Here is a 26,221-nt window from a genome sequence, read left to right as displayed (position 1 = left end):
TATCCTAATGCGTTTTCCTGGTGCTGACACCTCTCCTGATATGTTTCCGGGAAAGGGGAGGCACATCGAAAACGACCTGGTAGGACGTCCCGGTCGAGCCGGGATCTGACAGTACTTTGAAAATATCCGCTTTATTGGGATTGTTTGGCGTAAAAATCCGCTTGCTGCTGAACGCCCCGATCACCCCGGTAGCGATGGCGGTAGCGAAAGAAGAGCCGCCGATCATCTCCCGCGATCCGTCAAAAGGAACTTTGAACTTCATGTCCTTATCCGCCTCCACGCCGATGTCCGCATATACTTTGGAGTAATTCTGCGTCGGGCTGGTGGTGTTGGCGCCGTCCGTGGTAGTAGCAGTGATGACATTGTTTTTAAGCGCGCTCAGATCGCCGGGGTAAAAATGGTGGATCGCCAGGTTGCGAAGCTGGTCATCCGTGAGGTTCACGCCATATTCTGACTGGTAAATCTGCCGGGCAATTGCGTCCTCACCAGGAAACTGGTTACCTGCTGCTGCAACAAAAAGAATGCCTTTTTTTCTGAGCGTTTTGTTGATCAGCTCGTTCAGATAAGGGAATTGGTTTTGGTAATAATAATAAAAACCCCAGCTCGCATTGATGATATTGGCACCTTTCGCGATGGCAAAATGAAGTGCGCATACAATTCCAAAGAAATCGCCGAGACCTGCCTTATCATGCGTTTTCAGCGACATGATCTCGACGGCGTTCATCTTGGAGTTCAGAAATTCATTGATGATGTACTTGGTCACAACGGTTCCATGCCTGCCGGGATGATCGTCAGTAAAATCCGGGCCGCCGTTTCCGCCCGTGCTCAGGTCAGAAAAATTCCACCCTGATTCGGCTTTGGCATAACAGTCCGATTTGAAGTCATTGTTCTTCCAAAGATAAGCGGGGTCCACAAGTTTCGGATCGAAACCCGTATCGAGCACAGCGACGACGATTTTATCCTTTTTCTTGTCTTCCGAAGAAGGCCTCGGCTCCAGTTTGAACTTAGCAAAAGGATCGCCCTCCGACTTGTCAAATGGCGATCTGTTGAAGAAATTAAGGGAATACTCGCCTACCACCGGTGGTCTTGGGCGAGAACCTACCTTCACGCCCTCGGTGTTGATCACGGTATGGAAATCGCTGCCGATAAAGAGTACCACCGGACAGATACAGTTGTCGCACTTGATGACCTCTACTTTGTCCGGAACATTTCCTTTCAGTTCTTTTACAGAAGCGATCAGATCCTCCTGTACTTCTTTGATTTCTTTTTCTCCCGGTATTTTTTTAAAGAATACGATTACCTGATTGTGCCGGTACGTTTCACTCAGCATCTTGGCATATTCCTTTTCGTATCTGCCGGGTTCCTTTTTGTCGGCCCGGTTGATCCACAATGGCATTCCACTCCTTTTTGGCGTTAGATCATCCATTTCAGCTAAGGTTAAGTAGTTAATTATTCGGTTTTAGTCTAAAATCCCTTTAACCATTCTTCCGCTTCCCTGCTTCCTTCGGCTCTTTCTTTCACCACTTGCTCCAATAATTGTCTGGCCTTGTCCCTATCCCCGTCCCGGTTACGCAGCATCAGGGTTACCGCTTTCAGGAAATTACCGGGGTTGGCATACATGTTCTTCATAGCGGACAGTTCTTCAAAACTCATGAGGGCTTTGTCGTAGTTCCCGGTGGCGAGATATGTTATGCCCGCATTTTTCAAAGCCTCGCTGTTATCAGGTTGCCGGCTGTAAATACTTTCGAAGTACGATAATGCTTTGGAGAAATCTTTGTCATTATAAGCTGCAATACCCAGCTGAAGGCTGTCACGGGTGGCATCCATAGTCTGGCTCAGCTGCGCCAAGTTTTCATTGTAGTAGGCAGTCGCGAGCTGCCGGCTGTCGTGGTCCTGCCGGAAAAACGCAATGTAGGAAACTACGCCGATCGTGAGCACAGCTGCCACAGCTACCGCCCACCGGTATACTTTACTGGTATAAAATGGTATGATCCGGGCCGTTTTTTCCTCCGGTCCGGCGTTGAAATAGCGGGAATTCAGTGTTTGCAGTGACCCGCGCAGCTCGGTTTCTTTTACGGAATTTTGTTCCTTTCCACGCATCTCCGTTTCGATCGTGCGATATACTTCAAACGTGGTGTGCAGCTCCTCATCGGCCGACAGCTCCGCTTCGAAAAGTGCCTTTTCTTCGCTGCTCATCGTCCCGCTGAGGTAAAATTCAAATTGTTCAAATCTGTCCGTATTCATGACATTACCATTTTAGGGAATTAAATTGGGAGGACGTTTTAACCAGTGAGACCAGTTTCGCCATACATTCCGATTTTTTCTTTCTCGCATAACCATACGTTACACCTGTGGCTTCCGCCACCTCTTCCATGGATTTGCCGCCCCAGCTCAGCCGGAGTAGTTTTTTACAAATATCGCCAAGCTCTTCCAGCTTGTCCGAGATCAGTTTCAGCCGTTCCTCCTGGAATATATGGTCCTCTGCAAGCTTAAAACTATCCTCGCTGATTATATATCCGTCATCGTCCGAAAATGTTACGTCCGAAAACCTCCCTTTGTTTAACTCATTGATCCATTTGTTTTTACAGACCAGGTACAAATATGCATCCAGCGGGCATGTGAGCACAAAATCCCTTGTTTTTGCCTTGTGAAAAATAGATATTAAAGCTTCCTGAAAAATGTCCGCGGCTTCTGCTTCCGTTCCGTGGTTTTGTAAAACCATCCATTTGATTTTGCCCGAAAAATTACGGTACAATTCATCCAGTAATACCCTGTCATTATTTAATAAAGCCTCTATGTACTTTTGGTCGGGATGCTGCATTGAATGTAATTTAATATTTCAACTACCGGATTATACCAGATCCAAAAAAATGCTGTCGATGATTTCAGGTCAGTGTACCTAAAGTGCATTTTATAATGCCTGAACTATCTGTTAAAGCCGAACAGTGAGGATATCTCCTTCGATTTGAGGCATTTTTCAGTGTCTGGCCAGGCGCTGATATACTGCCAGATCTTGTTCCTGCAAAAATGAAGGGCCGAAATACCGTTTACTCAAGTCTTGTAAATTTTTATTTCGACAGAGGTAACATTTTTTTTCACCGGCGGATATAACTCCGAACGTGAAAAATTAAATCAATTTTCAACCAATCATTAACTTTTACATTATGAAAAATTTAGAAGAGTACGATCTCGTAGCGCTCGATCAGAGTGAATTGCAAGAAGTAGAAGGCGGCATTTTATTTGTCGTAGGTTTTGCGGTCGGCCTAGCTGCCGGTATTGCCATCGGCAGAATGCTCAAATAGCTATTTCGGCGATTAGGTGCCGGCAAATTAATTTTTAATCACTTCAACAAAGAAAGCAATGAAAAATTTCGAACAATTGAACATGACCGAGCTGAATGCGCTGGAATTGAAAGACTTGCAAGGTGGGTTTTTCTGGGTGTTGCCACTTGTCATTGTTCCGCTTATTATCAAAAGTTGTAAATAGTAATTTAAAAAAAACCAAACGATGCTTACCATGAAAAATTCAAATCAAGGCGATTTGCAGCCAATGAATGCTGCTGAAATGCGGGAAACTACGGGTGGACTTTTTCCCTCCTGGCTGCTTCCGGTAGCTGTGAAAATTGCGCAGGAGATTGTCAAAAGCTTGCCCAAAGGCCCCATTTATTGATCAGTATATTTACGAACTAATTCAAATTAAAAAAATCAGCCATGAAAAATTTTGAACAGTTGAATTTGATAAATATTGAAGGAGCTGAGCTTGGAAAAATAGAAGGAGGCGTAGTGATCGGCGGCTGCATTCCGCCGCTGCGGCCTTTCCCGAAGTTGCCGTTTCCATGTCCGTTTCCATTTCCAATTCCTTCTTTGCCCCCAGTTATCTGGTAATATTTATCATCGATAAATTGGTGCCGTAATAAAAACAATAGCCTGGGTTTATGGGATAAGAATTGCCCGACAATGATACTGCCATTTGCCCGGGCCGTTGTTTTTGACAGCACCTTTTAAACCGAATTTTTGGAGGTAACTGCCGTAACGCACGCACGTCAGGCTGGTTTCCCGGCCATCGGTAATGTTAATAATAATTTCAATTCTACTATTATGAACACGATAAGCTTGATTGAATCCCCGAACCCATTTGCAATGCAGATCATGGGTACCAAAGTCCGCAAGCTGCGGGAACTGTTTGGCTATTCGCAGGAATACGTGGCCTTTCACATGAATATCAGCCAGGCTGCCTACAGTAAAAAGGAGGCAGGGCGCACTGAACTTTCATTATCCTGTCTGACTAAAATAGCGGCCATCTATCACGTGACGATCATAGACCTGATTACTGTCAGCACCAAGGATTTGCTCCTGAAAGTAATACAAGCCACTTCTGAAACGCACGCCTGATACCTGGATTGGTGGGTTATAATCTATTACAAAAAGGAATAAAGTATCGCTTTTCATTATTGCAAAGCACTTTTTCTGCCCGCAACTTTGAAATGTGATCAGAAACCGGAGTGGGGAAACATACAGACAGGATCTATTATGGAAAAGAAACAAGAATCACTGCAATGCCCGAGCTATATAGCCAAACCAGGCGCCGACCTGTTTGGGATCCTGGGCAAGGACGGCAAGGTGGAGTACCTCGAAGAGCCGATCCGGATTGATAAGACATTTGTGGAGGCAGCCAAAGTGCACGAGGAAAAAACGGGCAGATCGGCGGAAGAACGGTTCAGGTTTTCGGGTAAGTGCATCGAAGGGGGATGCAGCCAGTGGAGCCATGAAAATTCCCATTGCAGCCTCGTAGGCCGTGTAATAGAAGCGATGAATAAAAAGGTGGAAGCAGAGAACTCCTTGATGCCCTGCTCCATCAGGCATAGTTGCCGCTGGTACGCGCAGCAAGGTGCGCTGGCCTGTGCCAATTGCAATGAGATCGTCCGTGTGGTAGAGCAGGATCGCCTCAATTCCCTGGCAGCCTGACACGGTATAGCTTATAACCAAATGTTAATAATTACAATTTCAGGTTTTTGCCAGGGTGCGTATTTAGCCTGAAATTTACCAAGTGTAAATAAAAGCCGCCTTCCTCCCGGCGTGGCGTATACCGGCTACCGTTCAAGCGTATAGTGGCGATAGTTAGGGTATCTGAAAAGGGATAATGATGCGTATTTCAATTTTTTCTATTCATAATCAATTCTAAACAACAATTCAAAATGAAAGCAAACAATGAATCGGCTGTAGCAAGCCTGAAGGCTTCTGCTACGTCAAATGAAGACTTCATGAGCAAATTGGCTCAATTGGAGACAGGTGAAATTTCTCAGGAATCAATGGAAAACATCGAAGGTGGTGCGTTCTTGTCAACTACTTCGTTCCTGAGACCTCCTTTTATCCTGGGAATCCTCATTGACAAGACCATTTTTACTCAGAAGCAAATCGGCTACTGATTGGTTTAGGCCAGAAAAGTGATCGAAGCGGCGCATTCGGGAACGTCGGCGCTTTGGTCACTTTCAGTAAAAACAAATTTGAATACTCAAAATCTGATGGGACTCGCCATTAGGTGCGATTCCCGGCCATGAAAAATCGGGTATTGAGAAATAATGACAGTGCAAATTATTATTCTTCAAACATCAAAATCATTTCAAACATGAACAATTTCGCAACTCAGGAGGTGTCTCTTGAATCTTTTGACGGTCTATTCAATGATATCGAAGGTGCTGACATTCAATCGCTGACCTATAATGAAATCAGTGATCTACAGGGTGGGGTTTTCCCGATAGTGCCTGTGGTGGTAGGAGTAGCTTTCGCAGCAGGTGCTGTATTAGGCTACCTTTCAACGCGCTACGGAAGGTAATTCTACCATTTACAATATTTTTTTATCACATTTTAAATCAAAAAATATGGAACGCTTCGAAGATATCGACTTGCACGAATTATCATTCCAGGACATGGAAGATATAGAAGGAGGTATGATCCCTCTGATCGCCTTGGGTTTTGCTGCTTTTATGGCTGGCGCTAAGCTCGGGGAGATGGTTGGCAAGCTTGCAAAATAAGCCGCCTAAACCGGATTATGGAGTCCAGGAAATGCACACAAAGTGCGTTTCCTGGACTTTTTTTTGCCCTAAGAATATATTCTTTTTGAAGGGGGTAACAAATTCTCGTCTCTCCTGATATAAAACAGAAGTATTTAAAAAAACAGTTTCAACATTTAAACATTAACCAATATGAAAAATCTTAACGCATTGATTATCACGGAATTAAACGCTTCGGAAGCGTGCTCAACGGAAGGCGGAGTGAAAATCGGCGGATGCATTCCACCCCGCAACCCTTTCGCAGATACCGGATTTATTCCGTTTGGCCCGCCATGGCCAGTAATTATCCGCAAATAAATAGAAGGCCCGTGCACGCTCCGGGCGCGGGCTGCTCTTCGAAAATCAAAAAAAGATCCCTCTCAAATACATCGCAACACCTGCTTTTCACACTTAACACAGTATGCGCCATGCAGAACCAGCTATTCCCGGCCGAGGTAATCGAACATACTACCGAAGCTTATCTTCCACAGGTTTCCGTCCATGGACAGGTCATCTACATTTCGGTGGTGCTGGCAGCACTGGCGGCACTTATTTCACTTCCATTTATCCGCACCGAAGTATCGGTACAAAGCACGGGCATAGTCCGCGCCAAAGCCGAGCGCAACGAACTCCGCCCGCTTGCAGGCGGCACGATTGCAGAAGTGCTGGTGCATGAAAACCAGCCGGTGCAAGCCGGGCAACCCGTTTTCAGGCTGCAAACAGATATACCCGACAGCAAACTGCGGCTGATACATTCGCAGCTGAACGAAAAGAGCGTTTACATTCACGACCTCTCGCTGCTGGTTTCAGCGCGCAGCGGGAGCCGTACGGTCTCGGGTCTGCAATCGTCCCTATACCGTCAGCAATATGAACAATATGTTTTTCAGCAGGCGGAACTTGCTGAAACAGAGCGTAAAAGGAAAAGAGAGCTGGATGTAAGCCAGACGCTTTTCGCCGAGAAGGTCATTGCAAGGCAAGAACTGGAAGACAAGGAGTTTGCTTATCATACAGCCCAGGGACAATCCAGGTCCTTTACGGAACGGCAGATCAGCGACTGGCAAACCGCACTTTCGCAGCTGAATATGGCCGTCGACGAACTCCGGGCGCAGGAGCAGCAAGTTCTGAAAGAGAAAGAACTTTGTACCATTAAAGCGCCGGTAGCAGGCAGTATCGGCCAGCTGGCGGGAAAATATGCGGGCAGCTATGTACAGCCTGGCGAAGTATTGGGCGTGATTTCACCCGATTCCAACCTGCTTGTGGAATGTTACATTTCCCCCAAAGACATTGGTCTGCTGCGAAACGGCATGAAGGCCAGGATGCAGGTGGACGCCTACAATTACAATCAATGGGGTATGGCGGAAGGTACTATTGCGAGCATTTCCAATGACATCATTATTACCGAACAGCAGCAGACTTTTTTCAAGGTTAAATGTATCCTCAACCGCAACCATCTCACATTGAAACAAGGCGTGAAGGGTTATCTCAAAAAAGGGATGACGCTCCGGGCGCATTTTGTAGTGACCGAACGCAGTCTTTTCGATCTGCTTTACGACCAGGCCGATGACTGGCTTAACCCCAAAAACATGTCGAAATAAATTCTACCTACCATTTTTTAATCATCCTGTTATCCATTAGCCATGATTAACAAAAAGAAAATCTGCGTCAGGCAACACGATATTACCGATTGCGGCGCGGCCTGCCTGGCATCGATCTCGGCACATTACAAATTGATGATGCCCATTGCACGGATCCGTCAGTATGCATCCACCGATAAAAAAGGGACCAATGTGCTTGGTATGATCGAGGCCGCCCAGAAGCTGGGGTTTCAGGCCAAAGGTGTGCGGGGCAATTTTGACAGTCTGCCTAAAATCCCGAAACCTGCCATTGCCCATGTGATCGTGAAAGAAGGCCTGCACCATTTTGTGGTCATTTATGACGTGACCGAAACCCATATTACCATCATGGACCCGGGAGTCGGGAAGCTGGAAAAACAGACACTCGAAGAATTCAAAGCGATATGGACTGGCGTGCTGATCCTGCTGCTGCCGGGTGAAAAGTTTGAAGCCGGAAACAACAAGCAGTCGATCATGAGCCGGTTCTGGACGCTCATCAAACCGCACCGTTCGGTGATGACGCAGGCGCTTTTCGGGGCGATCATGTACACGATCCTGGGACTTTCCACTTCTATTTATGTACAGAAAATAGTAGATAACGTGCTCGTGGAAGGCAATCGTAATTTGCTGAACCTGCTGAGCACCGGCATGATCCTGATCCTCGCGTTGCAGCTTTTTATCGGTTCTATGAAAAGTATTTTTGCGCTGAAAACCGGCCAGCAGATCGATGCAAGGCTGATTTTGGGTTACTATAAACATCTGCTCAAATTACCCCAGCAGTTTTTCGATACCATGCGCGTCGGCGAGATTATTTCACGTGTCAACGATGCCGTCAAAATCCGTGCTTTTATCAACGATACCGCACTTTCGCTGGTCGTGAACATTTTTATCGTCCTGTTTTCTTTTGGGATGATGTTTTCCTACGATTGGAAACTGGCGCTGATCATGATGGCCGTGATCCCTTTTTATGCGGTGATTTATTTCATCGTCAACAGCATTAACAAGAAAGGCCAGCGTAAACTGATGGAAAACTCTGCCGACCTGGAATCGCAGCTCGTGGAATCGCTGAATTCGATGGGTACTATCAAACGTTTCGGCCTCGAATCTTTTGCCAATGTAAAAACCGAAGTCCGGTTTATGAAGTTGCTGAAAAGCATTTTTACATCCGCCTCGGTTTCCATCTGGGCTGGAAATGCATCCGAACTGATGTCCAGGCTGTTCACGATCATCTTACTCTGGGTCGGTTCCGGATTTGTACTCGACAATACGCTTACCCCGGGGGAATTGTTATCTTTTTATGCACTAATTGGTTATTTCACAGGCCCGGCCAGCAGCCTGATCGGGGCGAACACGGTCATCCAGGATGCTTTGATCGCCGCCGACAGGCTTTTTGAGATCATGGATCTGGAAAGGGAATCTACCGAAAACAAGATAGAACTGACACCCGAAATGGTGGGGGATGTTACTTTCAGGCAGATGTCCTTCCGGTATGGTTCCAGGGTTCAGGTGTTTGATAATCTGACGCTTACGATCCCGAAGGGCAAAGTGACCGCGGTCGTGGGCGAAAGTGGGTCGGGCAAGTCGACTCTGTTATCACTTCTTCAAAATATGTATCCCCTGCAAAGCGGGTCGATCCATATCGGCGATTATGATATCAAACATGTCAGCAACGACAGCCTGCGCCAGATCGTGAGCGTGGTGCCCCAGCAGGTCGACCTTTTTACCGGAAATGTGATCGATAACATCGGGGTAGGGGAGTATCAGCCTGATATGCAGCGAATCATCGGGATTTGTCAGATCCTTGGCATAGATGAATTTATCGAAAAACTTCCCAATGGTTTCCATACCTATCTGGGCGAGAATGGTGCGAGCCTGTCGGGCGGGCAAAAACAACGGATCGCGATAGCCCGCGCCCTGTACCGTAACCCCGAGATCATCATTCTCGACGAAGCCACATCTTCGCTCGATTCCATTTCCGAGCGCGCTGTGCACAATACCATTGAGAAGCTTAGGGAAGCCGGAAAAACAATCATCATCATTGCGCACCGCCTGAGTACCATTATGGGCGCCGATAAGATCATGGTCATAGAAGAAGGAAAGCTCGTAGAAGAAGGCAACCACTTTCAGCTGCTGGCCAACAACAATGCGTACTACCGGCTGTGGGCGTCGCAATACCTGGTCAGTCCGCAGCTCAATCCCCTGGATCCGGAAAGCCTGATGAATATCTGTGCCAACGGTACCAGTGCATTGGAGTCATCTATCAATCCCAAACCCTGAAAGCCATGTTTATTTTTAATACAAAAAAAATGACTGTGCTGATACTTTGCGCAGTGCTCGCAGGCCCGGCCATAGCGCAGGAAAAGCTGTCTTTGTCTGAATGCATTGACATGGCGATTGCACAAAATCTTAAAATCAAAGAATCGGAACTCGGGCTTCAATCGACGATCAATACGCATCAGCAAACCAAACGCGACAGATTGCCGGCGGTGGAGGGGATTTTCAATCCGGGATATTCGCTCGGGCGGAGCATTGACCCTTATACCAATTCGATCACCAACAACCAGATCGGTACCAATAGCGCCTGGATCAAGGCGGACTGGCTGGTCTACAATGGTTACCAGCGGAAAAATACGCAGGATCAGGCTGCTATGAACCTGTCTGCCAGCCAGCTCGATGTGCAGTCATCCAAAAATGCGATTGTCCTCAGTGTATTGCAGGCTTATATGCAGATACTGATGTCGAAAGAACTGCTGAATGTAGCTTTCAAACAGGCAGAATCCACACAATCGCAGCTAGACAGGACCACCAAACAGGTGAAATTGGAAGTGCTGCCTGAATCGACCTTGTACAGTCTGCAGGCGCAGCTCGCGAACGACCAGATCCAGATCACCAATGCCCGCAACGATTTGCGCATTGCACATCTGACGCTCGGCCAGCTTCTCAACCGTCCCGCCGTCGAAAATGAATTCGAGCTGGATCCTGTTGAAGACAGCGTTGTTCCCCTAGCTAACGGAACCTGGAAAGACATTTATGAGCAGTCGCTCACTGTATTGCCGGAGGTAAAGGCCATGGGCATCCGGATACAGTCTGCCGAAAAAAGTATCGCGATTGCCAAAGGCCTGAAACATCCGACCCTGTCGCTGACCAGTTCGTTCGGTACCGCCTTTTCTTCGATGGCCAGGAGGTCGGTTGTTGTCGGCGAAAATTATGTGGAGACGCCTATCAATGCGTTCGTTAATGTGGACGGTAAAACCTATCAGGCGAATACGTTCACTCAGTCGGTGGAGCAGCAGCGTATTGGTTATTTCAATCAGTTGGGGCTTAACCGGGCGTTTTCCATCGGCCTGACGCTACGGGTTCCGATTTTCAATGCAACCCAATCGTCTTACAGGACACAGGAGGCGAAGATTCAGAAAATGATCGTGAAGAATCAGGATATGCAGGTCCGCCAGCAACTGAGGCAGCAGGTGGAGCAGGCATTTATCACGCTGCAAAATGCCACGGAACGTTACCAGACCTTGCAGATTCAGGTATCAGTTCTCGAAAAAGCATTACGCGCCTCGGAGATCAGGCTCACCAACGGTGTTACCAACCCATTGGAATACACCATGGCCAAAACCAACCTCGACCGCGCCAAAGCAAGCTTTGTTCAGGCGAAATATGAGGTGACTGTAAGGAAGAAGGTGCTGGACTTTTATGGGAGCGGGGAGGTGGGGGATGAGTGAATTTTGAATGAGTGAATTTTGAAATTTGAATTAGTGAATGAGTGAATGAGTGAATGAGTGAATTAATTTTGAATGACCGAATGAGCCGCCGTGGAACGGGGGGATTTTGAATGATTGAATGAAGAATGATAATGCTGGTTTGGACAATTGCCATTATCGGTTTTCTGTCTCGGTGCGTTGCACCTGCTACCCATATTTCGTTGCGCTGCACCGGAGCTGGCAGCGAAAGTAGATTCGAAATTCAATTATTCAATTATTCAATCATTCGGTCATTCAATTATTCACACATTCCCCGTTCCACGGCGGCTCATTCACTCATTCACTCATTCAAAATTATCACCTGTTCCACCAAAGCACTGTCGTAATATCATCATTACCCTGCGCCTGGACGGCTTTTTGGTAGTTGGTGAGGTTTACGCTTTGTTCTTTTGGAGGGTAATATAAGCGTTGCGGCACCCCTTCGCCGAATAGTGGCTGGAATTTGTAATCGGTAATTTCCGTACCCACCTGACGTCTCCAGACTACGTCGCCGGGCTTAACCAGGAATGATGGCGAGCCGGTGCGGCGGATTTCGCTCCATGCTTCGTCGCCCTGGGTGAAAAGTGCGAGGTATTTCTGAGACAATACATTTTCCTTGCTGGCCGCGGGCAGTGCCGCAATATAGGTCGCGATCTGTGCTTCGGGGATGCCCCATTTTTGCAGAGAGGCCGTAACACCGGCCACATAAGATTGTTGTTCCCAGTTGTCGTGCTCCGAAATCAGGAATGCTACCTCAGCATATTCCTGTAACACCTCGCCGTAATTGGCGGCATTTACCGCAGTTCCCGGCAAGCTAACATCCGTGGCTGTCAGCAAACCGGCAGCTGCAACGGGTAATCCGTAGGGCTGCCCCACGTAATTGCCCGCGGCATTTTTCAGTGCGTATACCTGCAAGCGTGGATCCTGGACCTTCACCGGACCAAGCTCGCCTTTCAATACATTGATAAGCACGTGCGAAACAGCGAAATCCTTTCGGTTTGCGGTTACCGTAGCCCGGTAAAGGGGAGCCTCATTGGGAGCAAGTGTCTGGTATTTGAATACCGCGTTATCCGCATTGGATGTGAAAACACCGTTTTTTAATGCGTCTGCAAAGTGCGATTCCGACTGTTCGGGGAGTTGTTTTCTTACCCGTGTTGCGATCCGGAGCCTCAGCGAATTTGCGAATTTGGCCCAAAGCTCATTTTTACCTTTGTAAATCACATCGTAATTGCCAAACGTCACGGCGGTCTTGTACTTGTTCAGCGTATCGGCCGAAGCTTTGAGTTCATTGAGAATATCGGCGTAGATCTTTTGCTGGCTTGCATAGCCGGGGCTCAGGTTTTCGGGAGACTGCTGCAATGCCTGAAATTCAGGATCATTGTTCCCGTAAGACTGATAGGGAATGTTGCCGAAAACATCGGTTAACCCCTGAAAAGCATAGGCTTTAAGGATCCTCGCGATGGCGATCTGGTTTTGGTTCGCACCTGCGACGCCTGCGGAAGCCACTTCTTTCGTAGCCGAATTGGTGTTCAGAATGATAATCTCATTCAGGTTGTTGAGCGTTTTGTAGGCATTGCTCCAATAGGTATCCGAGTAAGACCGAGGAATATCGTACCGCGACTGGTCGCTGTAAATGTTCTGGCTGTAGTATTGGGAAAACAGCTGGGAGCCGCGCAGGGAAATATTCTCATTCCGTATGTTGTCGATCAGCGTTTTTTCAGCAGCCAGCAGAATGGTGGTCGTGGTAGCATTTTCAGGACGGTTCGGGTCCTTGTTTATTTCCTCAAAATGGCTGTCGCTGCATGAAGACAGCAATGCAAGCGTGCCGACGGCCAGGGAAAAAATGCGGTTTTTATATATGAACTTTTGCATGATTTTCGATTTTGATCTTGGGGTATCGGTTTAAAATTTAACGTTGACGTTCAGTCCGTAAGTGGCTGGTACAGGGATATTTCCGCCCTCGATGCCCTGGATATTTCCGCCGCTGCTGGTGACCTCCGGATCGATGTATTTGCTGGCTGTATACACATTGAAAAGGTTACGTCCGTACACTCCGAAGTAAACCGACTTCACAGCCTTGGCCGTCAGCGGGAGACTGTACCCGAAAGTTACCTCGCGCAGCTTCACAAACGTGGCGTCGAAAATCGTTTGTGGAGTCGGGCCGCTGTATTCACCCCGTGCCCAGGCTTGCGCGGTGATGCGTGTATCGTTTTTGGCAGTATTGGTCACCGAGTAAGTTCCGTCGCTGTTGTAGGTCACGGTACCCTTTACGCCGTCGAGCACCACGCCGGTTTCCCTTATGTTGTTGTCGGCTGTTTTGTCAAGAATACCCGCGTACATCGCTACCTTGTAGGTTTGCGAGAAAAATTTTCCACCCACACGTCCGTCGATCAGAAAGCCGAGATTAAAGTTTTTATAGGTCAGATTATTCTGGAAACCGAACAGGTATTTTGGCAGAACACTTCCCAGCGGCGTCAGCTGTTGGCCTCTGTCATAAGTTCCGTCTGCTTTGATCACCTTCTGGCCATCGGCTGCATATATAAAATCGTTGCCAAGTATCTGTCCGTAAGGCTGACCTTCGCGGGCAACCAGCGTGACCAGGCTGTTTGCAAGCTGGAAAGTATTGACGCCCGGCGCGAGCGCGATCACCTTATTGCGGTTCCGCGACCAGTTGATGCTGCTATTCCACTCAAAACCATTCTGACGGACAGGCGTTCCTGTCAAAGTCACCTCAACACCTTTGTTGTTGATCTTTCCAGCATTGATCACCTTGGAATCGTACCCAAAAGCGGAAGAAACCGGAATATTAATGATCTGGTTGCGGCTCACATTGTCATAATAGGTAATGTCCAGCCCGATCCTGTTTTTCAAAGCCTGCAGGCTTAGCCCGGTTTCCCATGAACTGGTGATCTCTGGTTTAAGGGACTGATTGTTAAGGCGTTCAGGGAGTTTGTATCCTGCCATTCCGTCGAATGACTGGGTCGCCTCATAAGCCCGCTGCAACTGGTAGGGGTCGGTATCATTACCTACCTGCGCCCAGCCGAGGCGGACTTTGGCAAAATCAAGCCATGCAATGTCTTTTATACCGTCCAGTTCGCTTAAAATCAAGCTGGTAGTCAAAGAAGGATATGTGAAAGAGTTTTTTCCGATCGGCAGGGTCGACGACCAGTCATTACGGATCGTTCCGTCTACAAAAAGCAGGCTTTTCCAGCCCAGCGAGAAGCTTCCGAAAATAGAGTTGATCTGTTTCTGATATGCATTGGAATTGATCAGTACCGAACTCGCGTTTTTAAGATTGTAATATTCGGGAATGATAAGCCCGCCCTGGGTTACTGCGTCGCTGATCCGGCGTCTTTGCTTCATAATATTACCTCCGGCGTTCACATTCAGCGAAATATCCCCCCAGCTTTTGTTGGCAGAAGCCAGCAACTCATAGTTGAACTCGCTGAAATTGTTGTTGTACTCCTGGTACTGCGACTGCGTACGCGAGTAAACTGCGATCCTGTCCTGGTACTGGTACTGGTACACATCCGCGTTCACTTTTCCGCTCAGTTTCAGCCAGCTGTTTACATCGTACACCAGCCCCACGTTTCCATAAAAACGGTCGCGGTTTTCTTCAAGGTAACTTTCGTAAGCCGACCAGTACGGGTTATCGATAAACTTCGCTGCTTCTCCTGCCGGTGTATTCTGGTACCCGCTGCGGTTCCAGAGTATCTGTGTGCCGTCAGCTCTTTTGTAGTTTTTCAGCTTGTCATAATCCACCTGCACTGCACCCCACTGGAAGGCCTCCAGGATAATGTTCCGGTTGGTAGCACCGGTCCACGGGCGGCCGGTCGATTGGTTTTTGATGTAATTGAAATTGTTAAAAACTTTCAGCTTGCCCAATTGGGATGACCCGGAAAAGTTGATAGAGTTACGTTTCAGGGAAGAATTCGGTACCGTTCCTTTTACATTCTTATTGGTGTAGGAAAGACGGTAAGTAGCGTTGGCGTTACCACCGCTCAGAGAGAGGCTGTTTGTATTGGCAACACCCGTTTCGAAGAAAGTATGCACATCGTTTTTAGGATATGCCCAGGGCTGCGGTTTCAGGTATTCGGCTGTGTTTTCCGGATCGAGGTTGTACCAGTGCAATACCGGCGTACCATCCAGTTTTGGCCCCCAGCTTTCGTCCACGGCATATTCCACAATATTGTATTCGTTGCCATTGATGGTCGCTTTCTGGAAAGTGGGAGAGAAGCCGCCTCCGTATAATTGCTGTCTTTTGGGCAAACGAACGATGTTTTCGAATTCAACGCCTGTGTTCAAAGTCAGGTTTACTTTGCTGTTTTCCTTGCCTTTTTTGGTCGTGATCAGGATCACACCGTTGGCAGCGCGGGTTCCGTAGAGTGCAGCGGCTGACGGTCCTTTCAATACCGAAATGTTCTCAATATCGTCCGGGTTAATGTCCTGGATCATGTTACCAACATCTTTTCCGCCGCTTCCGGCGCTGGTAGCCGCACTGTTCAGGTCGGCGTTGTCGATGGGTGTGCCGTCGATCACATAAAGCGGCTGGTTGTTACCGGAAATGGAGTTGATCCCGCGTAAGAGCACCCGCGAAGAGCCCCCCATGTTGCCACCAGAAGTAACCACCTGTAAGCCTGCTACTTTCCCTGAAAGCGCGCTCAGTGCATTCGTAGGGCGCGTCTGAAGTGCTTCCCCTTTGATCTCCTGCACCGCATAGCCCAATGCCCGTTTTTCGCGGGAAATGCCAAGTGCAGTAACCACCACCTCATTCAGCAATTTGGTATCCGAATTTAATGCGACGTCTATTTTGTCCCGGCTGCCCACCGGTACATCCTGGGCAATATATCCTATAAAGGAAACGACCAGAACCGAGGCGTCGGCCGGAACATTCAGGCTGTAAGCACCGCTGGCGTCCGAAAGCGTGCCCGAGGAAGTTCCCTTTATCGCCACAGACGCACCCGGTAGCGGACTTCCGTCGCCCGAGTCGGTGATAATTCCGGTGATCACCCTGTCCTGGGCGCTCGCGTAGCCGGCTCCGAAAAGTAAAAGCAAAAGCAGATAGAATTGGCTTTTCATAATTGTACTATTGAAAGATAGGTAAATTTTAGTTTAGCAAGATGCCTGTTTTGAAAATTTCGGAACAAGATTAAAATTCTATTAAATGTTCCACACTATTCAAAATATTATTTGGTATAGCGCGCTCAATCATATCGATATCCTGCTATTTTTTATTTATTAATGCGTAAAGCTAATTAAAAAATTTTAAAATTTAATTCCTATCGATTTTATAGAGTAATATTTTTTGATTTATCTTATTTCAATATTTGAGAGTTTGTTTCAACAGCTTCGGAATGATGCTGTTGAGAAGAGACTGATACCCGGAATCCCGGGGATATACAGCCGGACTAACCCCTTCCGGAAAATGCAGAAAGATTTTTCGAACCCTGCCAAAGCCCCATCGGGGCTTCCCATTCCTAAATGCAGCGGAGCTCTACAAGGTCCACCAAGAAAGCCCCAGCCGGGCTAACCATTCCCGGGAAACTTCGAATAATTTTGGAAACCCCTTCCGAAAAAAATGCAGAAGGATTTTTCGAACCCTGCCAAAGCCCCATCGGGGCTTCCCATTCCTAAATGCAGCGGAGCTCTACAAGGTCCACCAAGAAAGCCCCAGCCGGGCTAACCATTCCCGGGAAACTTCGAATAATTTTGGAAACCCCTTCCAAAAAATGCAGAAAGATTTTTCGAACCCTGCCAAAGCCCCATCGGGGCTTCCCATTCCTAAATATGGTGTAGGAGATTTCAAAGCTCCTTCGGAGCGTTTTTTTCGCAGTTATATCGTTTTGTATGAACACGAGGCCCTCCGGGCTCTTTACCCGCCCCGTTCCTGCCCTATCAAACCGAACCCCTCAATTCGCGGCTAAAGAAGGGATTCCAAATGGACAGGCAGTTGGTTGACGCGTTTTCCAGTTGCGTTAAAAATTGCGTTGGCAATCGCAGGCGGCATTCCGACGATCCCGATTTCTCCGACGCCCTTGGTGCCAAGCTCGTTGATGATCGTGTCATTTTCTTCCACAAAAATCACATCCAGGTCGTGAATATCGGCGTGCACCGGAATATGGTATTCGGCCAGGTTCCGGTTCATGTATTTGCCCAGGTGGTGATCGCTGATCGTTTCTTCCCGTAATGCCTTGCTGATTCCCCAGATCATCCCGCCCAGGATCTGGCTGCGGGCAGTTTTGGGATTGATGATTTTTCCGGCGGCTACCGCTGTAACGGCCCTTGTCACATTGATAATTCCAAGGTCTTCGTCTACTTCCACTTCCACGAAAACGGCGCTGTGGGCGGCCCGTGAGTATTTTCTCAATGTTAAAAAATCGGGAATGGAAAATTTACCAGCGCGGATCGCCTTGCCCTTATTCGCTATGATGATCTCCCTGAATGATAACGATAATGAATGGTCGCTTTTCAAAAGAATACGCCCGCCTTCGAAATCAACATCTCCGATCTTATAACCCTTGAATATTGAATTGTCCATTTTCAAAGCCGCTTTGAACAGCTTTTCACGCAATGCCTTGACAGATGCCTTAACAGCTGACCCCACGGAAGAAACCGTAAAAGAACCGCCCTGGATCGGAGCAAAGGGCATTTTGCTATCACCGTAAGAAAAAGTAACGGCTTCAACTGGCAGCCCGAGTTCGTCCGCTGCGATCTGGGTCATGACCGTTAACGTGCCTGTACCGATGTCGGTCACCGCACTGCTGACCTCCAGTTTTCCCTCCGGCGTAACGATCGCCACTGCGCGGGCAGGGATTTGAAATGCCTCCCAGATACCCGCCGCCATGCCATAACCCACCAGCTTGTTGCCGCGCCGCATGCTGCGCGGTCGCATATGACGGCCCGACCAGCCGAATTTTTCAGCACCCTGCCGGAAACATTCCTTTAATTCCTTGCTGCTGTACGGCCGGTCAGCGCTATCGTCTGTTTCCGCATAATTGATCAGACGGAATTCCAGGGGATCTATGTTCAGTTTACAAGCCAGTTGGTCGATGGTACATTCAATGGCATGCATACCGGTGAGTCCGCCGGGCGCCCGCATGTCGAGCGGGCTGAACACGTCCACGTCCACGAGCTTATATTCCATAAGCGTATTCTGGGCTGGATAAAGCATGTTCGACCAGTTTACAACCACTTCGGTATAGTCTTCGAACCGGGATGTTTCCGCTATCGCCAAGTGGTTCAATGCGGTGATTTTCCCATTCTGCCCGGCCCCGAAGCGGGTATGCTGGATAGTCGGCGGACGGTGCCCGAAAGTAAACATCTGGGTCCTGTCGAGCGTTACGCGGACGGATCTTTTGAGTTCCAGGGCCGCCATTACGGAAAGGAAAAGCTGGTATTGCGGCCGTAACCCCGAACCGAAAGCACCCCCCACATACGGGGCAATGACCCGGATATCTTTGTAATGCAGACCGAAAATGTTACCCACATAGAGCTGGCTGTTGATCGTCCCCTGCGTTTTATCATAAATCGTCAGCTTGCCGTCACCCTCATAAATGGTCGTGGTTGTGAAGAGTTCCAGAGGGTTGTGATGCTCAGTCCCGTGTTCAAACTCGCCTGAGGCCCGGGCGAAAGAATCGGAGTAAGCCTTTTCAAAGTCACCTTTCGGATGGGGCGGCAAAGGTTTCAGAAAGTTAGCCAGCCCGGTTTTGGGCGGACGTGCTTTGAGTAGGTTTTCTTTAAGCCCGGTATCAAAATTCTCCCGGGCGTATTCCACCTTTACAAGGGTAGCGGCATATCTGGCCATTTCAAAATTGTCCGCTACCACCAGTGCGATAGGCTGGCCGTTGTACAGTATATCTGCATTGTGCAAAGGCCGGAAGGGCGAACCCTGGGGAGCGTCCATATCGCTATACTGTTGTGCGAACCAGGCCAGGGACGGCCGGTTTTCATGTGTAAAAATTGCAATCACGCCCGGCAGCGCTTTTGCCTTTTCTACATCAAAACGGATGATTTTCCCTTTTGTAATGGTGCTGTTAATGACATAGCCATACAGCAGACCGGGCACGTTGTATTCTCCGGCATATCTGGCGCTGCCGGTTACTTTCTGATATCCTTCCAGACGGCTGACCGGCTGCCCGACAGATGGTGATGCTGACATATTCATAAGAAGTTAAGCCGAAGGTTGTGCGCCGGGCAGTTGTGTTTCAGGATGCAGGGCCATGGTACAGTTGCGGATAATGGCACGTCTGGCCAGTTTTATTTTAAAGTTATTATGCTCAAAGCCCGCAGCCCCGCGCAGAATAATGTCTGCGGCTTCGGAAAAATACATATCGGTGGCCGGTTTGCCTTTTAAAAAGTCTTCTGCTTCCAATACCCGCCACGGCATGTGCGCCACACCTCCGAGTGCAATCCTGGCTTCCCTGATGATCCCCGATTCCAGCTCGAAACCCGTTGCAACCGATACAAGGGCAAAAGCATAAGAATTGCGGTCGCGTATTTTCAGGTATGAATAATTTTTGGGAAAACCCTTTTCAGGAATATCAATACTGGTAATGATCTCACCTGGTCTCAGGTTGTTATCAATGTGCGGGGTATCGCCCGGTAACCTGTGAAAATCTGCAAATGCCAGGCAGCGGTCGCCATCGGGTGCCGAGACATTAACAACCGCATCCAGCGCCGCCAAAGCCACGCACATATCAGACGGAAAAACAGCTATGCAGCTCAGGCTGGCTCCTAAAACCGCCATGATACGGTTGTATCCCCCGATGGCAGAGCACCCCGAACCGGGCTCTCTCTTATTGCACGGAGTATCAGGGTCGTAGAAATAATAGCAGCGTGTGCGTTGCAAAAGATTTCCCCCGTTCGTTGCCATATTCCTGATCTGGGCAGAGGCTCCGGCCAGAATGGCTTTGGATAACAACGGGTAACGCTCCTCTACCAACGGATGATAGGCAGTGGCGGCGTTGGTCACCAGTGCCCCGATCCGGATGCCGCCGCCGGGCAGTAGTTCTATTTTCCGAAGGCTGTCAATAGGATTGATATCCACCAGCAACCCCGCCTTTTCAATATTGTATTTCATCAGGTCGAGCAGGTTTGTGCCGCCGGCGATGAATTTTGTATTGTTGCCAATTGTCTGGATGGCTTCATCCAGACTATGTGCCCTGGTATAGCTGAAATTATTCATGGCCGTTCTGGTTTTGCACATCCATAATTGCGTCGATAATATGGGTATTGACCCCGCAACGGCAGAGATTTCCGCTCATCAGTTCTTTTACCTCCGTCCTGGTCCGGGCTTTTCCTTCTTTCATCATACCTATTGCACTGCAGATTTGTCCCGGCGTGCAGTAGCCGCATTGAAATGCATCATGGTCAATAAACGCCTTTTGCAGCGGGTGCAGCTGCCCTTGTTCTGCTATGCCTTCGATGGTGGTGATTTCAGAACCGTCTTTCATGACAGCCAGTGTCAGGCAGCTGAGGATTCGGTCACCGTCGCAGAGTACCGTACAGGCGCCGCACTGTCCGTGATCGCATCCTTTTTTCGTGCCCGTGAGCCCGATATATTCCCGGAGCGCGTCGAGGAGGCTTACCCAGGGAAGTAAATCCATGGAATGCTGCTGACCATTGACCAAAAAATTAATTTTTTCAGGCTTGAAAACATTACCTGACGTATCTGGCACTGAAACGGGAGAAGGCATATGGGATCGGGAAATGTAAGTTTCGATTGCGGATGCTTCTATAAGAACTATGCCAATATACATCCGATCTATTTTTTCAGAAAATCCAGGGTAGTAAACCCCGGCAAAGTCTTTTTAAAACAAGAACAACCTGACCTTAACCCTTGAATTTTTATGTTTGAGAAAGACCACGAACACATTTCCCGCAGGGATTTTATGAACAGGGCAGGCGTTCTGGCTGCAGCCGGGATGATAGGCTCCGGCGAAATAAATCCCAGACCTCACCATTCCCAGCCTGTGAAAAAGATCACGATCAAAAACGTTAGTTCCAATTTTGAAAGGGAACCCCTCAATCCTTATCGTTTCAAAGGCAGTGCCATTACCGACAGCTGGCAGGCAGTAGCAATGCTGGAATCCGACTCGGGAATAAAAAAGGTCGGGATTGGTACGCAGGGCGTTTTGTGGTCCGATTCAAAGGTTTTTGCGGCACATTCTGAAAGCGCGGGCAACGCACTGATGTACGCCATGAGCGAGCGGGCACTGCAAATCATGAAAGGTATTTCTTTCACCGATCCTGTACAGCTGCTCGACGACCTGTTGCCGGAAGTACTGGACTACGGGAAAAAGATCACCCGAAACCCGGATCTGCGTAAAACATTTGCGCTCAATGCATTGGTATGTGTCGACAATGCCGCCTGGCTGTTGTACGCTCAGGAAAACGGTATCACCCAGTTTGACAGGATGATCCCGGCCGCCTACCAGCCGGGACTTTCTTACCGTCACGAAAAAGTGGCAAGTATCCCGTCATTCGCTGTGGGCACATCGGCTGAGCGTATCAAACAGGCAGCGGATGAAGGTTATTTTATCCTGAAATTAAAAACAGGCTCAGCCGGTACACAGCAGGAAATGATCGAAAAGGATATTGCATTCCTCACCGCCGTGCACAAGGCCATCGGGCACTATGAAACGCCCTATACCAAAAACGGCAAGATCCCTTACTATTTTGACGCCAACGGCAGGTATGAGAAAAAAGAGACCCTTATGCGGTTTCTGGACCATGCCAAAAAAATAGGTGCTTTTGACCAGATCGCGGTCATTGAAGAGCCATTTGAAGAAAGTAACGAAACTTACGTGGGTGATCTGGGCGTGCGCGTTGCCGCTGACGAAAGCGCGCATACCGTAGAGGACGCCGCTCACCGGATCGAGCTGGGGTACTCGGCCATAGCCGTGAAGGCAATTGCGAAAACGCTGACCATGACCATGAAGATCACTCAGCTTGCCTACGAAAAGAAAATCCCGTGTTTCTGTGCCGATCTGACCGTAAGCCCTATACTGGTTGACTGGAACAAAAATGTGGCCGCGCGCCTCCAGCCTTTTCCCGGTATGACGGTGGGTTTGCAGGAAACAAACGGGCACCAGTATTACAAAAACTGGGAAAAGCTCATGAGCTTTCATCCCAAAGCCAACAGCTCCTGGACCCGCACGCAAAAGGGGGTTTACATTACCGACGCTTCGTTTTATGCAGAGAGCGGAGGGATACTTGCACCTTCCGAGCATTACCAGCAAATGTTTAAAACCACCTGAATATTTTGGCAAAAAGCATCACGCATCCTTACCTTCGCACGACCGGCACCGGAAAAAAGCTATTGTGAAACGATGAGGTACGGAATTAAAACAGAATGAAAATACTGGTAGTTGAAGACGATTCGAGGATCAGCAGCTTTCTCCAGAAAGGGCTGGAAGAAGCCGGATATAATGTCCGGCTGGCACATGACGGCTACGAGGCACGTGACCTGATACAGTCGGAATCCTGGGATCTTTTTATCCTGGATGTGATGCTGCCGGACATAGACGGGCTACAGCTTGCTCAAATTATCCGTTATAAAAAAATCGATACGCCCGTGCTGATGCTCAGTGCATTGGGCGAGGCTGAGGACAAGATCAAAGCGCTGGATATAGGCGCGGACGATTATCTGGTGAAGCCTTTTCATTTTCCCGAGCTGCTTTCCAGGATCAAGGCGCTGCGCCGACGGTACGAACTGCATTATTCCAAAGAGCAGGTCATACAAATTGCGGACCTCACGGTGAACATTGATAAAAATACCATTGAAAGGGGCGGGCAGGAGGTTTTTCTTTCTGCCAAGGAATTCCGGCTGCTGGTTTTTTTATTGGAAAACAAAAACAGGATCGTAACCCGCACGCAGATCCTGGACACGGTCTGGAACACCAATATGGACACTTATACCAATGTGGTGGACGTTTACATTTCGTATCTCCGCAATAAAATTGACAGTCAGTTTGCACAAAAGCTCATCAAAACCGTGAAAGGCCGCGGCTATATGATCACCGCTGATGCATGAAAATACAACACAAGCTTACGCTGAATTCTTCGCTTGTTTTCGGACTGGTTTTTACCATTTCCTCAGTCCTGATCTACCTCACTTTCATCCGGTCGGCGGAGCGGATTTTTTTTGAGGAACTGTCGCGGACGGCGTCGCTCACTGCCATGTTTTACCTTGAAGAAGACGAGCTGAGCACCCGCGATTACAGCAAGATCGAGAAGAAATTCCTGACGGCGAGCGCGAACCAGGAAATCAGGCTGTACGATAAAACGGGCAAGATCCACTACGGCGAGGCCGACCCAGATTCCAATATTACCGACAAGATCCTCAAAACCGTCAGGGCCAATGGCAAGTACAGTTTCAAGGTCGGTAATGCATTTTATTACGCGATTTACTACCGCGACAATCAAGGTTCTTTCAGCATCATTATCAAAGCCAATAACCCTACCCTGGAAGCCCAGGAAACAGAGCTGATCAGGATATTGCTGACGGCTTTGCTGATCGGTATGATCGTGATCGTGGTACTGAGTTATTCATTGTCCAAAGAGGCTTACCGGCCTGTGCGGCAGATCATCGAGCAGGTGAAAAACATGGATATGACCAGCGGGAAACATACACTTTCCTTTGCAGGTACCAAAGATGAGCTGGAAGATCTTTTCAAGGAATTTAATTCCATGATGGAAAAAACATATCAGAACATACAGATACAGAAAAACTTCATCAGCCATGCTTCCCACGAACTCAAAAGCCCGCTGGCGTCTATTGTCGGAAATCTGGAAGTCCTGCTGCAAAAAGACAGGGAAATTCTGGAATACAAGCATGCAAATCAGCATGTTCTGAAAGATGCCGAACGTCTGGAAAAAATACTCCAGAACCTGCTGGTGCTGGCCGGGCTCGACCAGCATAACCACGAAAAAACCAGCGAAGAGAGGCTTGACGAGATTCTCTGGGAAGTGCTCGACCAGCTCGCCGGCGAGTATAAAACGACGAGGATCAATGTACTCTGGAACCTGCCGGAAAACAATACAGCACTGCTTTTATACAAATGCGTACCAACTCAGATTTACATCGCCCTGTACAATCTCATCGAAAATGCGGCCAAGTTTTCCAATCTTGAGCCTGTTGAAATTGTATTGACCGATACAGCCGGCCGGTTATCCATTGAAATACAGGACAAGGGGACCGGCATTTCCGAAGAAGATCTCGCGCATATCAGCGAGCCTTTTTACAGGGGGCAAAATGCCTTTAAAACCAAAGGAAATGGTCTTGGAATGGCCATAGCAACTAAAATTTTTGATAACCACGGCATCAAAATCTCCATCAGTTCCGTCGTCGGCGAGGGCACGTGTATCCGTCTTTTTTTCTAAGGAATTTTCTCATCTACTTTTAATGCAGGGCTCACGCAGTTTTAATTTACCTCGAAGAATGCTCTAATGTGTGCGGGATAATTTTGTGCCTTCATTAAACAAAGAATTTTGTGAAGGTACATTTCGCAGCAGTTTTGCTGCTGTTTTTTATCAATGGTTTTTCATGTGCTCAGCCGGTTTCCGGCGATACCCTTTACCTTACCCGCAAAGAAGCAGAAGCGCTTTTTCTCAACAATAACCTCAACCTGATCGCGCAGAAACTGAGCATTCAGCAGGCTGAGGCACAGATCATCCAGGCAAAGCTCTGGCCCAATCCGGAGTTCAGTATCGGCGAGCTCAACCTGTGGGCGACAAAAAGACAGCTCTCGTCGGGGGAGTCGCTGCCGCCTTTGGCGGGTAATTTTGGTAACAACAGGCAGATCTCGGCCGAGCTGGAACAACTCATCGAAACGGGCGGAAAACGTAAAAAACGGATCGCGCTGGAATCCGTTTCCCGGGATATGGCGCAGCAGCATTTTGCCGAGCTGGTCAGGGAAATGAAGACCGGGCTCAGAAAAAACCTCTACGGACTTTCCTATCATCAGTCGTTTTTGCTGGTATTAAAGACCCAGCATGATGCGCTGGGGCAGCTTTTGATTGGATTTGAAAATCAGTATAGCCAGGGAAATCTCAACAAAACAGAACTTTTCAGGCTCAAAGCACTGCGCCTGGAACTCGGGCAGCAGATCGTGGAAGCGCAGAAAGAGATACATCAGCTACAGAAGGAGCTGACAGTCCTGCTGAACATTCCTGCCGGGAGTTATCTGGTAGCCGATATGCCGGACCCTGCCAGTGCCGAAAATCCGAGAAGGTGGTCTCTCAGTGAACTGGTGGCGATGGCCCATGAAAACCGCCCGGATGCGAGGATCAGCGTCATGGAAAATACCTGGGCGCAGAAAAAATATGAGCTGGAATATGCGGAGCGCAAGCCGGACCTGACGCTTGGGGCCAACTACGACCGGGGCGGTAATTTTTTGAGGAATTTCATCGGTTTTGGCTTGAAAATGGACGTGCCTGTTTTCAACCGGAACCAGGGGGCGATCCTGGACAGCAGGCTCGGGATTGAAAGGTCCAGGGTAGGAGCGGAGCAAAAGACAAAACAGATAGAAGCCGAAGTTACTCTCACATTTCAGGATCTTCAGAAAAGCCTGGAAGCGTACCAAAGCCTGGATTCAGCTTGCGTGTCCGATCTCGACCAGGTGTTCCGCGTTTATACCCAATATTTTGTTCAAAGGCAGATCAGTATGCTGCAATACCTCGATTTTTTCGAGGCATACCTTTCCAACAAGCGGACGATTTTTCTGACGATCAGGCAATTGCGCGACAATCGTGAGGAGCTCAGCTATGTCACCGGGACAGAAATCAACTAACATACCATCAATAAAATCCATACC

26 protein-coding genes are annotated in these 26,221 nt (G+C 48.4%); 18 read left to right on the top strand and 8 right to left on the bottom strand.

What is annotated here, in order from left to right:
- Positions 1-4 precede the first annotated feature (4 nt).
- From FBF61_RS08360 to FBF61_RS08350, 3 genes are read right to left on the bottom strand one after another with little or no spacing between them, the layout of a single operon-like run.
- Entirely contained in the window at positions 5-1,426 is a 1,422-nt protein-coding gene (locus tag FBF61_RS08360) for a S8 family serine peptidase (RefSeq protein ID WP_138476746.1), read from the bottom strand.
- A gap of 38 nt (positions 1,427-1,464) precedes the next feature.
- Positions 1,465-2,244 carry a tetratricopeptide repeat protein gene (locus FBF61_RS08355; RefSeq protein ID WP_138476745.1) on the bottom strand — a complete coding sequence of 260 codons (780 nt, stop codon included), beginning with the start codon at positions 2,242-2,244 and terminating at the stop codon, positions 1,465-1,467.
- Between the two features lie 4 nt (positions 2,245-2,248).
- Positions 2,249-2,821: an RNA polymerase sigma factor gene (locus FBF61_RS08350; RefSeq protein WP_138476744.1), complete on the bottom strand. Its 573-nt coding sequence runs from the start codon at positions 2,819-2,821 to the stop codon at positions 2,249-2,251.
- Positions 2,822-3,164: 343 nt separating this feature from the next.
- On the opposite strand from FBF61_RS08350, the gene FBF61_RS08345 reads away from it, so the two are divergent.
- From FBF61_RS08345 to FBF61_RS08305, 13 genes are all read left to right on the top strand, one after another.
- The gene (locus tag FBF61_RS08345; RefSeq protein ID WP_138476743.1) at positions 3,165-3,302 is read left to right on the top strand and encodes a class IIb bacteriocin, lactobin A/cerein 7B family; all 138 of its coding nucleotides are present in this window, start codon (positions 3,165-3,167) and stop codon (positions 3,300-3,302) included.
- A 58-nt stretch (positions 3,303-3,360) separates the two neighbouring features.
- On the top strand, positions 3,361-3,486 hold the full coding sequence (locus tag FBF61_RS35260) for a hypothetical protein (protein ID WP_262712796.1): 126 nt from the start codon (positions 3,361-3,363) through the stop codon (positions 3,484-3,486).
- Between the two features lie 30 nt (positions 3,487-3,516).
- Entirely contained in the window at positions 3,517-3,669 is a 153-nt protein-coding gene (locus FBF61_RS34550; protein ID WP_166444468.1) for a hypothetical protein, read from the top strand.
- A 41-nt stretch (positions 3,670-3,710) separates the two neighbouring features.
- Entirely contained in the window at positions 3,711-3,884 is a 174-nt protein-coding gene (locus FBF61_RS34545; protein WP_166444467.1) for a hypothetical protein, read from the top strand.
- 129 nt (positions 3,885-4,013) lie between these two features.
- Positions 4,014-4,391 (top strand): helix-turn-helix domain-containing protein, encoded by a 378-nt coding sequence (locus tag FBF61_RS08340; protein WP_229214960.1) that lies wholly within the window; start codon positions 4,014-4,016, stop codon positions 4,389-4,391.
- A gap of 138 nt (positions 4,392-4,529) precedes the next feature.
- On the top strand, positions 4,530-4,964 hold the full coding sequence (locus FBF61_RS08335; protein WP_138476742.1) for a hypothetical protein: 435 nt from the start codon (positions 4,530-4,532) through the stop codon (positions 4,962-4,964).
- 230 nt (positions 4,965-5,194) lie between these two features.
- Positions 5,195-5,425, top strand: a complete 231-nt coding sequence (locus FBF61_RS08330) for a hypothetical protein (protein ID WP_138476741.1) — start codon at positions 5,195-5,197, stop codon at positions 5,423-5,425.
- Positions 5,426-5,625: 200 nt separating this feature from the next.
- On the top strand, positions 5,626-5,832 hold the full coding sequence (locus FBF61_RS08325) for a class IIb bacteriocin, lactobin A/cerein 7B family (RefSeq protein ID WP_138476740.1): 207 nt from the start codon (positions 5,626-5,628) through the stop codon (positions 5,830-5,832).
- A gap of 46 nt (positions 5,833-5,878) precedes the next feature.
- A complete protein-coding gene (locus tag FBF61_RS08320; RefSeq protein ID WP_138476739.1) occupies positions 5,879-6,031 on the top strand; it encodes a class IIb bacteriocin, lactobin A/cerein 7B family in 153 nt (50 codons plus the stop codon).
- Positions 6,032-6,202: 171 nt separating this feature from the next.
- Positions 6,203-6,367 (top strand): hypothetical protein, encoded by a 165-nt coding sequence (locus FBF61_RS34540; protein ID WP_166444466.1) that lies wholly within the window; start codon positions 6,203-6,205, stop codon positions 6,365-6,367.
- 110 nt (positions 6,368-6,477) lie between these two features.
- On the top strand, positions 6,478-7,644 hold the full coding sequence (locus tag FBF61_RS08315; protein ID WP_138476738.1) for an HlyD family secretion protein: 1,167 nt from the start codon (positions 6,478-6,480) through the stop codon (positions 7,642-7,644).
- Between the two features lie 42 nt (positions 7,645-7,686).
- Positions 7,687-9,939, top strand: a complete 2,253-nt coding sequence (locus FBF61_RS08310; RefSeq protein WP_138476737.1) for a peptidase domain-containing ABC transporter — start codon at positions 7,687-7,689, stop codon at positions 9,937-9,939.
- A 29-nt stretch (positions 9,940-9,968) separates the two neighbouring features.
- A complete protein-coding gene (locus FBF61_RS08305; protein ID WP_166444465.1) occupies positions 9,969-11,387 on the top strand; it encodes a TolC family protein in 1,419 nt (472 codons plus the stop codon).
- A gap of 336 nt (positions 11,388-11,723) precedes the next feature.
- Here the strand turns inward: FBF61_RS08305 and FBF61_RS08300 are convergent, their stop codons facing one another.
- Both FBF61_RS08300 and FBF61_RS08295 read right to left on the bottom strand, forming a co-directional pair.
- A complete protein-coding gene (locus FBF61_RS08300) occupies positions 11,724-13,277 on the bottom strand; it encodes a SusD/RagB family nutrient-binding outer membrane lipoprotein (RefSeq protein WP_138476735.1) in 1,554 nt (517 codons plus the stop codon).
- Between the two features lie 30 nt (positions 13,278-13,307).
- Positions 13,308-16,484, bottom strand: coding sequence for a SusC/RagA family TonB-linked outer membrane protein (locus tag FBF61_RS08295; RefSeq protein ID WP_138476734.1), 3,177 nt, complete (start codon positions 16,482-16,484; stop codon positions 13,308-13,310).
- A 650-nt stretch (positions 16,485-17,134) separates the two neighbouring features.
- On the opposite strand from FBF61_RS08295, the gene FBF61_RS34535 reads away from it, so the two are divergent.
- Positions 17,135-17,329, top strand: a complete 195-nt coding sequence (locus tag FBF61_RS34535) for a hypothetical protein (RefSeq protein ID WP_166444464.1) — start codon at positions 17,135-17,137, stop codon at positions 17,327-17,329.
- On the opposite strand, the gene FBF61_RS08290 is transcribed toward FBF61_RS34535, so the two are convergent.
- From FBF61_RS08290 to FBF61_RS08280, 3 genes are read right to left on the bottom strand one after another with little or no spacing between them, the layout of a single operon-like run.
- Entirely contained in the window at positions 17,326-19,563 is a 2,238-nt protein-coding gene (locus FBF61_RS08290; RefSeq protein ID WP_138476733.1) for a xanthine dehydrogenase family protein molybdopterin-binding subunit, read from the bottom strand. The two genes, FBF61_RS34535 and FBF61_RS08290, sit on opposite strands and share 4 nt — an antisense overlap.
- Positions 19,564-19,575: 12 nt before the next feature.
- Positions 19,576-20,589: an FAD binding domain-containing protein gene (locus FBF61_RS08285; protein ID WP_138476732.1), complete on the bottom strand. Its 1,014-nt coding sequence runs from the start codon at positions 20,587-20,589 to the stop codon at positions 19,576-19,578.
- Positions 20,582-21,100 carry a (2Fe-2S)-binding protein gene (locus FBF61_RS08280; RefSeq protein ID WP_138477090.1) on the bottom strand — a complete coding sequence of 173 codons (519 nt, stop codon included), beginning with the start codon at positions 21,098-21,100 and terminating at the stop codon, positions 20,582-20,584. The genes FBF61_RS08285 and FBF61_RS08280 overlap by 8 nt, the downstream gene beginning before the upstream one ends.
- A 153-nt stretch (positions 21,101-21,253) precedes the next feature.
- On the opposite strand from FBF61_RS08280, the gene FBF61_RS08275 reads away from it, so the two are divergent.
- From FBF61_RS08275 to FBF61_RS08260, 4 genes are all read left to right on the top strand, one after another.
- Positions 21,254-22,663, top strand: coding sequence for a mandelate racemase/muconate lactonizing enzyme family protein (locus FBF61_RS08275; RefSeq protein ID WP_138476731.1), 1,410 nt, complete (start codon positions 21,254-21,256; stop codon positions 22,661-22,663).
- A gap of 95 nt (positions 22,664-22,758) precedes the next feature.
- The gene (locus FBF61_RS08270; protein ID WP_138476730.1) at positions 22,759-23,439 is read left to right on the top strand and encodes a response regulator transcription factor; all 681 of its coding nucleotides are present in this window, start codon (positions 22,759-22,761) and stop codon (positions 23,437-23,439) included.
- Positions 23,436-24,788 carry a sensor histidine kinase gene (locus FBF61_RS08265; protein ID WP_138476729.1) on the top strand — a complete coding sequence of 451 codons (1,353 nt, stop codon included), beginning with the start codon at positions 23,436-23,438 and terminating at the stop codon, positions 24,786-24,788. Before FBF61_RS08270 ends, FBF61_RS08265 begins: the two co-directional genes overlap by 4 nt.
- A 110-nt stretch (positions 24,789-24,898) precedes the next feature.
- Entirely contained in the window at positions 24,899-26,197 is a 1,299-nt protein-coding gene (locus FBF61_RS08260; RefSeq protein ID WP_138476728.1) for a TolC family protein, read from the top strand.
- Positions 26,198-26,221 lie beyond the last annotated feature (24 nt).

It is taken from the genome of Dyadobacter bucti (genome assembly GCF_005869225.1).
GTDB classification, from domain to species: domain Bacteria; phylum Bacteroidota; class Bacteroidia; order Cytophagales; family Spirosomataceae; genus Dyadobacter; species Dyadobacter bucti.
Note: the sequence above shows the minus strand (reverse complement) of the source record. Positions and strands in the feature narration are given on the sequence as shown.